This window comes from Actinoplanes regularis, assembly GCF_900188005.1.
Taxonomy (GTDB): domain Bacteria; phylum Actinomycetota; class Actinomycetes; order Mycobacteriales; family Micromonosporaceae; genus Actinoplanes; species Actinoplanes regularis.
Window position 1 is genome coordinate 191,003 of record NZ_FZNR01000004.1, and the last position, 12,325, is coordinate 203,327.

The window sequence follows — 12,325 nt, forward strand, 5'->3', positions numbered from 1 at the left end:
CCGCTCAGGCGGGGTAGGCCGACCGGCCGAGCGGGGTTCAGTCCTTCTGGTCCCACCAGGTGGGGATCAGGGAGTTCTCCTCGCGCTTGGTCTCCTTGCGGGAGCGCTGGCGGACGTGACTCCGGGCGACCGGCAGCTCCAGCTTCTCCGTCACCGCGTCCCGGGCGGCGCGTTCGCTCGCCGGGGGCCGCCCGGCGTACGGTTCGCCGTCGCGGCCCGCCTCGCTCCAGCCCGCGTGCGGCTGGCCGTCGCTGCCGAGGACGGTCGGGACCGGGGCTAGCTCCACCGCCGGACGGGCCGTCGCCCCGGGCGGCGTGTCGATGTCCGGCCACAGGCGTGGCCGTCGCCGCGCTGCCACGTCCTCCACCCAGCCGAAGAGCAGCACCGCCACTCCGGTCAGTACCAGCGCCAGGGTGAGCGTGACCGGCTTCTCCAGGTGCCCGAGGTCATCGAAGCCGAGCAGGGTGAGCAGTGGCCAGATCGCCGCGATGGCCAGGTTGTGCCACAGATAGACGGTGACCGCGCGGGCGTTGAGCAGGGTGACCGCCCGATCCAGCGGGCGCTTGCGCGACAGCCAGGACATGTCCGGCTGCCAGCGCAGGAACAGCAGCACGAACGCGAGCGAGTACAGCCCCTGCGACTCGGAGACGTCGTTGAGATCCCAGGCGTCCTCGCCCTGGTGACCGCTCTGGAAGTAGAGCGCGGCGCCGGCGAGCACCACGGCCAGGAGGAACACGGTGACGGGAGAGAGTTTCCGGAGCCGGCCGTCCCGGTGCGCGAAGCCGGCGATCCAGCACGCGGCATAGGTGACGAAGTCCCACATCACCACGTCGGCGGTCTCCGGCAGCTCGAACCCGGTCCGGTCGAGGACGAACATGGTGGCGAACGGCGCGATCACCAGCAGCCAGCACGCCGGGCCCAGGCGCTTCCAGAAGAACCAGAGCACCGGCGAGAGCACGATGAACCAGACGTACGCCCGGATGTACCAGAGCGGCTCCCAGGAGTCGATGCCGAGCTCGCTGCCGGGTGGGTCGCCGAGGGGCAGGATCCAGAACGCGAGCTTCCACAGTGTGAAGGGGTGTTCGCCGTCCTCCTCGCGGGTCCAGCCCAGGGCGAGCATCACCGGTACGGCGAGCAGCCCGAGCAGCCACAGCGGCGGGAGCAGCCGCCGCAACCGGGAGGTCACCACCTGGGCGGCCGGCCGCTTCTCCAGCGAAGCCGCGGTCAACGACCCGGCCAGCGCGAACATGACGCCCATCGCGGGCATCACGATCGACAGCCAGGACCAGCCGAAGAGGTGGTAGACGATCACCCGGACGATTGCCGCGGCGCGAAGCAGGTCCAGGTATCGGTTACGCACCGGGGAACCGTAGCCACGACACACCCGGGTCCGGGACATCCGGCCGGTCGGCAAGAACGCCCTGCCGGATTACCCCGATAGCGGGAAGTGTGTCCGATCTCAGTGCGATTGTGCGACGTCGCCGTTTCGGCATGATCCACGTTTTGCCTGCTCAGGCCGTACATCCGAGGGTTCTTGAGGCGACCTCGCACCGTTGCCGGCCCGGCGGCGAAGTCACTCTTCCGCGTCTGTGGCGTTGGTCAAACCCGGGAGTGCCCCGGGTGGACCGGGGCGCGCGACGGAATGGGATCGCCTTCAGTTATGCGTAAGCCTCTGGTTGTGCTCGCCGTGGCCGCCACTGCTCTGATCGCGGGGGGTGCCGTCGCGGCACGCGCGACGGCGCAGGAGCCACCGAACGACTCCGCGGGCTTCAACGTCTTCGGACTGCCCCGGCTCTCCGGGGAGGACGACGTGCCGGAGACGGAGCCACCGGCCTCCGCGCGGTCCGGCTTCGGCGCCGCCGAGCCGGACCGGACACCGGCCGTGACACCGTCCGGCACGCCATCCGCGACACCACCCGGGACGCCCGCCGGGCGGCCGGCCGCCGCGCCCACCGGAGCACGCCCCGGGAGCGGCGCCCCACAGGGCCCGTCCGCGCGCCGGTCGCCGGTCGACCTCGAGCCCGCCGGCCGGCGGGGGCGCGCCGTCGCCGATCCGTTCGCGGCCTCGCACACCACCGTCACCGCGAGGAGCATCTCCTTCAGCCCGGACTCGCCGGTCCAGCAGCAGATCCTCGCCCTGGTCAACTGGCATCGCGCGCGGGCCGGCTGCGGGCAGGTCACCATCGACCGGCGGCTGATCGCCGCGGCCAACCGGCACGCCGCCGACATGGCCACCCGCGACTACTTCGAGCACGAGTCCCCGAACGGCGAGCGGGCCGGCGACCGGGTCAGCGACACCGGTTACGACTGGCGCTGGTACGGCGAGAACATCGCCCGCGGTCAGGACAGCCCGTGGGCCGCGATGGCCGACTGGATGAACAGCCCGTCCCATCGGTCGAACATCCTCGACTGCCGGCTCGACCAGATGGGTGTCGGCCTGGCCATCGACCGCTACAACACCCCGTACTGGGTGCAGGACTTCGCCACCCCTAGGTAGCTGACTCACGACTCCCCGGAACGGGAGTTCGCCTCGAACACAGAACCGGGATGCCATCGGCATCCCGGTTTCATGTCATGGTCCCCTCCCCTGATCGTTTTCGCGGGGCCGCTGTGCTTCGATGTGCGAACGACACTCCTGGGGAGGATGTGATTTGTCAGTGAAACGTGTTACCGCACGTCTTGCGATGGCGGCGATGGCCGTCGTGGTGGGCGGCGGTCTCGGCGCGTTCGCCTTGACGCCGGCCGGTGCCGGCGCCGCCGTGCGAACCGCGCCGCTGACCACCGCGGTGGTCACCAAGGCGGCCGCCTCGTCGTGCGCGACCGGCAAGTACCAGAAGCAGGTTGAGGGCTACCTCAAGAAGCTGGGTGGGTACGGCACGATCACCGTCGACGGGAAGCAGTCGGCCGCGGACTGTGCCGCGATCGTGAAGTTCCAGAAGCGGTTCGGCATCAAGCCGGCCCAGGGTCTGGCCGGCCCGACGACCTACGACGTCGCCAAGCGTCTGGCGGCCACGAAGACGTCGGCGTGCAAGCCGAACAAGACCGGCATCACCTTCTGTGTCGACCTGACCAACCAGACGACGTGGGTGATGAAGAACGGGAAGGTCTTCGTCAAGCCGACGATCACCCGTACCGGCATGAAGGGCTACCGGACCCCGTCCGGCACCTTCAAGATCAACAAGCGTACGAAGAAGGAATGGTCCGACCCGTACCACGTCTGGCTGCCGTACTGGCAGCGCTTCATCGGCGGGCGCGGATTCCACCAGACCACCACGTACATCCACGACAAGTGGCGTGGTTCGCACGGTTGCGTCAACCTGCTCGAGCAGGATGCCAAGCAGTACTACAGCATCGGCAAGATCGGGATGACGGTGAAGGTGATCGGGCGCCGTCCCGGCACCTGATCCACCGCTCACCCGGAACGGGCCGTCCCCTCGGGGGCGGCCCGTTCCGTTCTTCCAGGCATAGAGTGGCGTCTGTGTCTCGGACCCACTCCCGGAGCGCCCTGCTCGCCGGCGGCATCCTGGTGCTCCTGCTGCTGACCGCGGCCTCCTGCGACGACCACGACACCGGCGTACGCCTGGGCACCGCGACCGTCGGCACGGTGGGTGAGATCGTCGAGGCCCCCGGCTCGGTCACCGCCCGGACCGCGGCCACCCTCACCGCACCCGCCGCCGGCACCCTCGCCGACCTGCGCGTCGAGTCCGGCGACCGGGTGGCCAGAGGCGACGTGCTCGCGGTCCTCGACTCGCCCGAACTCCGGCGGCGCCGGGACGCCGCGCGGAAAGCGCTGGCCCAGGCCCCGTCCGGCGGGGGAGCGCCGACCGGCGGGACGGCGGCCTTCACCCAGGTCCGGCGGACCACCGACGAGCAGGCCGCCCAGGCGTTCGAACTGGCCCTCGAGGCCGCTGACCAGATCGCCGACCCGCGACTGCGCGAGGTGATGCGGCGGCAGGTCGACGCGGCCCGCAAGCAGTACCGGGCGGCGTCGGCCGCCGCCGACGCCGCGGTCCGCGCCGTTCAGCACGGGGTCGCCTCGCTGAGCGAGGCGGTCAGCTCGCTGTCGGCGGCCCAACGGCTGCAGGCTCAGCAGGCGTACGACCTGGCCGACGCGGCCGTGGACGCGCTCACGCTGAAGGCGCCGGTGTCCGGGGTGGTCCAACTCGGCGGGCCCGCGCCCGACCCGGCCGGTGGCGGCCTCTCCGCGCTGCTCTCGGACGGCGCCGAGAGCGTGCGGAACCCCACGGCCGGGGTGGACCCGGCCGTCGCCGAAGGAGCCTACGTCGCCCCCGGTACGCCGGTGCTGACCGTGGTCGACGTGGGCCGGCTCGGGCTCGCCGCCGAGGTGGACGAGACCGATGTGCTGCTGGTCAAGCCGGGAGTGGCGGCGGACGTCGAGCTGGACGCGGCGACCGGGGCCACCTACCCGGCCACGGTACGGTCGGTGGACCTGCTACCGGTCACCTCGGCGCGGGGCGGGGTCTCCTACCGGGTGCGGCTCGACCTGGGCGAAGGCGCCTACACCGACGGCAGCGGGGCGGCACCGACACCGCGACCCGGGATGAGCGCGGTGGTCCGGCTGCGGGTGCGCCAGGCCGACGCGGCGGTGACCGTGCCGGCCTCGGCGGTGGTCAGTGTGGACGGACGGGACACCGTCTGGGCCGTCCAGGACGGACACTACCGCTCGATCCCGGTCCGGCTCGGGGTGCGCGGGGAGGACACCGTGCAAGTGGTCTCGGGCGTCACGGCCGGCCAGCGGATCGTCGTCGCCGGCACCGACCGCGTCGAGAACGGCGCCGGGGCCCCGTGACGACACCGGCGATCGTCGCGACCGGGGTGACCCGGGTCTATCAGCTGGACGGCTTCTCCGTGCCGGCGCTGCGCGGGGTCTCGCTCACCGTCGAACCGGGCGACTACCTGGCCATCGTCGGTACCTCCGGCTCCGGCAAGTCCACTCTGATGCACCTGCTCGGCGGCCTGGACCGGCCGACCGGCGGCACCCTGCTGATCGGTGGCCGCGACGTCGCCGGACTCACCCCGAACGAGCTGGCCGAACTGCGCAACAGCACGATCGGCTTCGTCTTCCAGTCCTTCCACCTGCTCGCCCGGACCACCGCCCAGGACAATGTGGGCCTGCCACTGGTCTACCGCGGGATCGGCCGTCGCGAACGCCGTGCCCGCGCCACCGCCATGCTGGACCGGGTCGGCCTCGCCCACCGCGTCACCCACCGCCCCAACCAGCTCTCCGGCGGCGAACAGCAACGGGTCGCGATCGCCCGCGCCCTGGTCACCGGTCCGTCGCTGCTGCTGGCCGACGAACCGACCGGCAACCTGGACTCCGCCACCGGCCGGTCCATCCTCACCCTCCTGGAGTCCCTGAACGCCGAGGGCGTCGCGATCGTCCTGGTCACCCACGATCGCGAGGTGGCGGCCCGGGCTGACCGCCAGATCCTGATGAAGGACGGCCTGATCGTGGAGAGCGTCCCGGGAACGGCGGACTGATCGTGGCGGACGGCCGGCGGTGAGGGTCGCCGAGGCGTGGCGGGTCGCACTGGACGCGCTGCGGGCCAACCGGATGCGGAGCCTGCTCACCATGCTCGGGGTGGTCATCGGGGTCGCCGCCGTCGTCGCTCTCGTGGCCATCGGGACCGGGACGAAGCAGCAGATCGAACGCCAGGTCGAAGGGCTCGGCAGCAACCTGCTGATCGTCGTACCGGGACGGCTCGAAGCCGGCGCCGCGCCGACCAGCTCGCCCCTCACGCTGGACGACGCCGACGCGGTGAGCCGGGTCGTCGGCGACCGCTCGCGGGTCGCCGTGACGATCGCGTCCGGCGAGACCGTACGCGCCGGGTCGCGGAGCGGATTCGCCAGCATGCAGGGCGTTCTGGAGACCACCCCGACGGTCTTCGTCCGCGAACTGAACCGCGGCGCCTACCTGACCCGCACCGACGTCAGCACCGGGCGACGGGTCGCGGTGCTCGGCGCGGGGGTGGCCCGCACCCTCTTCGGCGACCGCGACCCGATCGGGCGGCAGATCACCATCGGCGGAGTGCGGTTCCGGGTGATCGGCGCGTTCGAGCCGCTCGGGCAGAGCCTCGGCGTGGACCGGGACAACGAGGTGCACGTACCGGTGACCGCCGCGCAGCGGCTCCTCGGCACCGACCGCATCGACGGCCTCGCGATCCGGGCCCCCGACCGCGACCGGATCGACCAGCTCGGCCGGGACGTCGTCGCCACCCTCGCCGACCGGCACCCCGACACCGACTTCAGCGCGGTCACCCAGGAGCAGATCCTCGGCGTGCTCGGCGACATCCTCGGCGTCCTGACCGGCGTGCTCGCCGCGATCGCCGGGATCAGCCTGCTCGTCGGCGGGGTCGGCGTCTCCAACATCATGCTGGTCTCGGTCCGCGAACGGACCCGGGAGATCGGCCTGCGCAAGGCGGTCGGCGCGCGGCCCCGCGACATCGGCGTCCAGTTCCTCCTCGAAGCGGTGCTGCTGACCACCACCGGGGGAGTGCTCGGCATGCTGCTCGGCGCCGGCACGGCCCTGCTGGTCGACGGGCTCAGCCCGGTCCCGGCCGCGCTCACCTGGTGGTCCATGGCCCTGGCGTTCGGGGTCTCCGCGGGCGTCGGCATCATCTTCGGCGTCGTCCCGGCTCAGCGGGCCGGCCGGCTCGATCCGGTGGTGGCGCTGCGAACGGAGTGAGCCCGCCCCGCGTCCGCGGAGCGGGCCACCGTCCGTGTCAGTCCCTCCTGGTGACGACCGGCCGCTCGGCGGTCGGCTCGTCGAAGGCGTCCGGCTCGTTCCTCGCCGCGGGCTGGTTCGGCGCGGCCTTCTTCGCCGCGGTCTCCTCCGCGTTCCGTCCGCTCAGCGGGGCCAGGACCTCCTCCGCGCGCCTCGGGTACGGACCCCAGCCGTCCCGCAGCACGTGGATGTAGACGGCCTCCAGGCACACCCCGATCCGCTCCACCAGATCGGAGTCCTCCGGGGAACCCAGCCGGATCGCCCGGGCGAAGTGGTCCAGCGCCTCCATGTGCCGGCCCTGGTCGAAGGCGCTGCGCCCGGCGTTCTCGTGCACCACGCTCCGCACCGCCGCGGACACCTTCGAGTCGACAGCCCGCTGGAAGAGCCGGTCGGCCTCCATCCAGTCGCCGCGCAGCCGCAACACGTGCGCCAGTTCGGCCTGGGCGATCACCATCGACTGCTCGTCCTTCGCGGACTCCGCGTGGGCCAGGGCCAGCCGGCTCGCGGCGGCGGCCATGCCCAGCTCGCCGAGGAGGCGGTAGACCTCCGCGCGGACGCTCAGCAGCCCCGCCTTGACGATGTTGTCGGCCTCGTCGGCGAGCGGCCCGTCCAGGCGTTCGCCCAGCTCACGCAGGGCGTCGCGGTCGTCGACGACCTCGCGGAGAGTGCCGCCGTCCAGCCGCCAGCGGATGGCGTCCAGGTCGGCCGCCGAGAGGGGCAGGTGTTTGCCGAGGTCGTTCGCCTCCTGCGGAGGCTCCGCGGCGGTCTCCTCCTGCTCGCCGGTACGGTCGTCGCCCCGCTCGCCGGAGCCCCGGCCCTGCTCGTCCCCGCCGGTCGCGACCGTGTCGTCGCTCTCCACAGCCGGGGTGCCGGCGTCGTCCCCGGCCGGCGCCTCGGCTGTCGGCGTCGCCGGAGCGTTGGCGACGAACCAGCCGCTGCCGAACGCGGTGTCCGTGTACCGCCGTGGCTCCTGGTCCGGGCCCGAGACCGCCAGACGCGCGATCGGCCTCAGGTTGTGCAGGGTGCCGTCCGGGTCCATGTACGGCGCGGGATTGCCGTCCGGCAGGAGTCCGGTTCCGTCGGCCGGCGCCTGCGGGGTGGCTCCGTCGACGGAGGGCCGCTGTGCCGGAATTCCGTTCCCGCTCTCCGCCGGGCCGCGGCCGGTGACCGCGTCGGTCTGCGGCGAGGCCGGGTTACCGTCCTGCGGCCGACCGCCATCGGCCGCAGGAGCACTCGATTCGGGCGCCGGGACGGTGCCCGGTCGTGGGGCGGGCAGCCAGGCCCTTCCCGGCGTGGGCTGGCCCGCGGCGGCTTGTCCGGCCGGAGGCTGTCCCGGCGCTGCCTGTCCGGCGGGAGGCTGCCCTGGTGCGAATTGCTCCGGGCTGTGCCGCCCTTGCGTGGGTTGTCCGGAAATAGGCTGTACCGGCGCCGGTGAGACGGGCCGCTGACCGGCCCGGGGTCCCCAGCCGTCGGCGTCCGTCGGCGCCGCCAGCGGTAGTTCGCCCGTCGGCAGGTCACCGGCCGCGTGAGCGCCGGCCTGCGACGTCCCCGTGCTGCCGGTACCCCCGCCGGCCGTCGGCCGGCCGGGCTCGCCGGCCTGGTCGGGCGCCGCCCGATGCCCGGCCCGGGGCGCCCAGCCTCCCTCGGCCGCCCATTCGGGGTGCCGCTGTCCGGGCTGCGCCGTCTGGGGCTGTCCGCTCGGGGTGGCGGCGGGTGCCCAGGGGCCGTTCGCCGCCGGAGGTCCGGAGGGTGAGACCGGGCGAGCCGAGCCGGGCTGCGCGGGCATCGGCCCACCCGGGACGCCCGGCTGCGCTGCGGGCGACACCGGCCGTGGTGCGATCGGTGCCCACTGCGCTGCGGGCGACACCGGCCGAGGCGCGGCGGGCTGTTCCGGTGCCCACTGCGTTGCCGGGGAGACCGGTCGGGGTGCGGTGGGTTGTTCCGGTGCCCACTGCGTTGCCGGCGACACCGGTCGAGGCGTGGTGGGTTGTTCCGGTGCCCACTGCGTTGCCGGCGACACCGGTCGAGGCGCTGTGGGCTGTTGCGGTGCCCACTGGGCTGCCGGAGACACCGGCCGAGGGGCGCCGGATGCCTGCGGCCGGCCGGGAACCGGCTGCACGGGTTCCCACGGCCCTGCGGGAGCGCCCTGCCGACCCTCGGGTGCTGGGTATCCAGGCTGCTGCCCGGCACCCGGATGGGGTGTGACCAGTCCGGGTGGTGGCATGACCGGCTGGGCCGGTGGGGGTGTGACCAGTCCGGGCGGCGGCGCGACCGGCTGGGGCGTGGCCAGTCCGGAGGGCGGCGTGACTGGCTGGGCCGGTTGGGGTGTGACCAGTCCGGGTGGCGGCGTGACCGGCTGAGGTGTGACCAGTCCCGGCGGCGGCGCGACCGGCTGGGGCGTGGCCGGCCCGGGCGGCGTGACCGGCGGGGCAGCGACGAGCCCGGGGGGTGGCATGACCGGCTGGGCCGGCTGTCGGGCGACCAATCCGGGCGGGGGTGTGGCCGGCTGGGCCGTGTTCGGCGGGGTCGGGGCGGCCGGTTGCGCAGGCTGCCGGCCCGCGCCGGGCATCGGGACGGTCGGCCGGTCCGCCGGCGCGGGCCCCCGCGCCGGACGGGCGTGCGTGGGCGTCGGCATCGGCGGGACCTCGTCCGGGACGATCGCCCAGGGCCCGTCGCCGTCGGAGAGGAAGACGTGCGCGGTGCGCGGGCTGCGCCCGGCCCGCTGCTGAGGCATGCCCGGCGCCGGGTAACCCCCGGGAGCGGAAGCCGTGGGGCGCCCGGTCGGGTCCTGACCCGGCGCACCGGCCTGCCGGGGATCGGTCATGCCGGGGACGGCCTGCGCCGGTCCGCCTACGGGCGCCGGGCCGCCAACGGATGCCGGGCCGCCAACGGGCGCCGGTCCGCCAACGGATGCCGGTCCGCCAACGGATGCCGGTCCGCCAACGGGCGCCGGTCCGCCAACGGATGCCGGGCCCCCAACGGGCGCCGGGCCGTTGGGGAGTGTCGGGCCAGCGGCCGGTCGTGCGTCGCTGGGGCGGGCGGGGGTGTCGGGGTGAGCGGACGCGCCGGCCGGACGTGGCTCCGCGCTCGCGCCGGACCGGTCCGCACCGGGCATCGGCTCCGGCCGTTGCCGGACGGGCTCGGCGCCGGTCGGGGCGGCGGGACGGTTCGCGCCGGCCGCCGGCGACACGGGGGCCGCCGGGCCGGAATCGGGCGCACCGGCTCGCTTGCCGGGCTCGTCGCGGCCGGGCGTACCGGAATGGCCGGGCATACCGGAATCGGCCGGGTTCGCATCCTGCGGACGGACCGGTGGCATGGCAGCGGCCGAAGGCGACGCGGCCGGCGAGACCGAGGCGGCCGGCGCGGACGCCGCGGGCGGCGTCACCGGAACCTGCGGCCCGTCCGGACCGACCACCCGGGCCGGGGCCGTCGGCTGCGGAGCGGCCATGACCCGCGGCGCGACCGGCGGCTCGCTCTTGATGACGCGCGGCACGGGCGCCGGAGCGGCCCGGTTGACCACCTTCGGCTGCGCGGGCGGCTCCGCGCGCCGCAGCACGCGGGGCTTGCCGTCCTCGTCGGTGGGCGGCTCGGGCTGCGCCGGTTCCTGCGGCGTCTCGTAGTACTCGCCGTCCAGCACGATCGGCTCGGGGCGGGGCCGCTGCTCGTCGTCCCGACCCCTGGAACGGTCGTCCCGAGCGTCGGGCCGGCTGCCCGAGCGCTCGCTCGCCGCCCAGTCCTCGGCCACGCGCCCGTCGCCGCGGACCGGCTCGTCGTCGCGCGGCCGGCCACTGCCGCGGGCCGGCTCCGCGTCCTGCGGACGCCCACGAACGTCGTACGGGTCATCGGGTCCGCCGGGCACCTGCGCCCGCCCGGACGCGGCCGCCCGGTCGTCGCGGGGCGCCGGACCGCGACGCGGGTCCTCGTCGTCGCGCCGAGGCCGCCGGCCACCCGCCGGACGGATCGGACCGAAGTCCTCCTCCTGCCACGGCTGCGGGACCGGGCCTCGGCCGCGCTCGTCGCCGAATTCAGGCCGCGCCGCAGCGGGCCGTGCGTCGCGTTCGTCCGGTCGGGCCGCCGGGCCGGTGCCGCGCCGTTCGCCGGGCAGGTCTCGGCTGTCGCGTTCGTCCGGCCTGGCCGCCGGGCCGGTGCCGGGCCGTTCGCCGGGCAGGTCCCGGCCGTCGCGCTCGTCCCGTCGCGGCGCTGGACCGGTGCCGCGCGGTTCGCCGGGCGGGTTCCAGCCGTCGCGGGTGGGGCGACCGCGGTCGTCCTCGTTCCAGCGCCCCTCCGGCCCGGCCTCCGCGGGCCGGCGGTACGAGGCCGCGACGTCCCGCCGCTCGTCCTCGCGCCGGCCGCCGCGCCGGTCGTCGTCCCAGCGATCCGCGGGCCGCCGCCCGGCCGAGCTCTCGCCCCGGCGTTCGTCCGTACCGCGCCGGTCGTCGTCCCAGCGCTCGTCCCGCCCGCGTCCACGCTCCCGGTCGTCGCGGCTCGCGCCGTCGCGGCTCGGCGCGGCATACCGGTCGTCGGGCCGCGCGGGCCGACCGCGCTCGTCGCCCTGGGGCCGGCGGGACTGCCGCTCGGGGTTGCGCAGCGAAGCCGGGTCCACGATCGGGAAGTCCGGCTTGTCGAAGTCCACCCCGAGCTCGGGGCGGTTGAAGTCGATGTCGTCGAAGTAGTCGCCGGCGAGGTTGTCCACCGACGTGTCGATCGGCACGAAGTCCGGGTCGTTCAGCCAGCTCGGACGCTCGCCGTCGAAGGGGGTGGCCGGTTTGCCGGCGTCGCGCCGCGCACGGCGCGCGGCCAGCTCGTCACCCTCCGTAGGGCGTCGAGTGGGGATGACCGGATCCGGCGCCGACCGCTTCTCGAAGTGGCGCTCCTGGGCCACCGCGTACTTCGGCATGAAGGAGTACTCGTTGTACTCCTCGTCCCAGTACTCGTCGTCCTCGAAGCTCATGACTTGGCTCCGTCACGGCTGGGGAAAATCCCACCGCCCCGTCGCCGCATCTGTGCCACCGTCCTCACCCTGGACCACCTCCGCGCCCCCCGATGCCCGCCCCTCGCGCACCCGGATCAACCGCCCGCCACTGGTGGATGTGGAAGGTTAATCACGGATTTGCGTAGTGCGCCACCGCCCTGCGGATCCCCCTGACCGGACACGCGTAGGCACCGCGGCCGGTGACCGACCCGGCGCCGCAGCCCGCCGGGTGTACTCGGTCGATCAGAGATACGTCCACCGAACGCATTCGGTTCAATGTTGTGAGCAGTGACTATGCCGGGTTTCCGGCGGCGGGGCGGCGGGCGCGCCGGAACGCCTGCTCATCAATCCGCATGATTGGCCCTCGGCGGCTCCGGGCTGATCGACTTAATCATTTCTTAAGGTCCTTTTCAGAAGAGCAACAGACTCGCGGGTGACCCTGAACAGGTGACGGGGCGTGGTGAAGGACACCCCCGCCTTCCGCGGATCTTGGGGGTCGGGCCTGGCACGGTTGTTGTGCGGCCGGGTCCACAGCGGATCGGATCTCCTGAGGGAGACCGGGTTCAGGACGGAACGGCCGCCCGCCGCGCCGGTGATCGGCCGCGGTG

The 12,325-nt window shown here is 74.1% G+C and carries 7 protein-coding genes; 5 read left to right on the top strand and 2 right to left on the bottom strand.

Annotated elements, in window-relative coordinates; genetic code table 11:
* Window positions 1-37 precede the first annotated feature (37 nt).
* Window positions 38-1,360, bottom strand: a complete 1,323-nt coding sequence (locus tag CHC09_RS13290; RefSeq protein ID WP_089293678.1) for an acyltransferase family protein — start codon at window positions 1,358-1,360, stop codon at window positions 38-40.
* 300 nt (window positions 1,361-1,660) lie between these two features.
* Between CHC09_RS13290 and CHC09_RS13295 the strand changes: the two genes are divergently transcribed.
* The 5 genes from CHC09_RS13295 (at window position 1,661) to CHC09_RS13315 (ending at window position 6,706) form a co-directional block, all read left to right on the top strand.
* Window positions 1,661-2,497 carry a CAP domain-containing protein gene (locus CHC09_RS13295; protein WP_143232306.1) on the top strand — a complete coding sequence of 279 codons (837 nt, stop codon included), beginning with the start codon at window positions 1,661-1,663 and terminating at the stop codon, window positions 2,495-2,497.
* 196 nt (window positions 2,498-2,693) lie between these two features.
* Window positions 2,694-3,404, top strand: a complete 711-nt coding sequence (locus CHC09_RS13300; RefSeq protein ID WP_089293679.1) for a L,D-transpeptidase family protein — start codon at window positions 2,694-2,696, stop codon at window positions 3,402-3,404.
* Window positions 3,405-3,478: 74 nt separating this feature from the next.
* Window positions 3,479-4,810: an efflux RND transporter periplasmic adaptor subunit gene (locus CHC09_RS13305; RefSeq protein ID WP_089293381.1), complete on the top strand. Its 1,332-nt coding sequence runs from the start codon at window positions 3,479-3,481 to the stop codon at window positions 4,808-4,810.
* Window positions 4,807-5,502: an ABC transporter ATP-binding protein gene (locus CHC09_RS13310; protein ID WP_089293382.1), complete on the top strand. Its 696-nt coding sequence runs from the start codon at window positions 4,807-4,809 to the stop codon at window positions 5,500-5,502. The genes CHC09_RS13305 and CHC09_RS13310 overlap by 4 nt, the downstream gene beginning before the upstream one ends.
* A gap of 19 nt (window positions 5,503-5,521) precedes the next feature.
* Window positions 5,522-6,706 carry an ABC transporter permease gene (locus tag CHC09_RS13315; protein ID WP_089293383.1) on the top strand — a complete coding sequence of 395 codons (1,185 nt, stop codon included), beginning with the start codon at window positions 5,522-5,524 and terminating at the stop codon, window positions 6,704-6,706.
* A gap of 37 nt (window positions 6,707-6,743) precedes the next feature.
* On the opposite strand, the gene CHC09_RS48390 is transcribed toward CHC09_RS13315, so the two are convergent.
* Window positions 6,744-11,696 (bottom strand): hypothetical protein, encoded by a 4,953-nt coding sequence (locus tag CHC09_RS48390; RefSeq protein WP_143232307.1) that lies wholly within the window; start codon window positions 11,694-11,696, stop codon window positions 6,744-6,746.
* Window positions 11,697-12,325 lie beyond the last annotated feature (629 nt).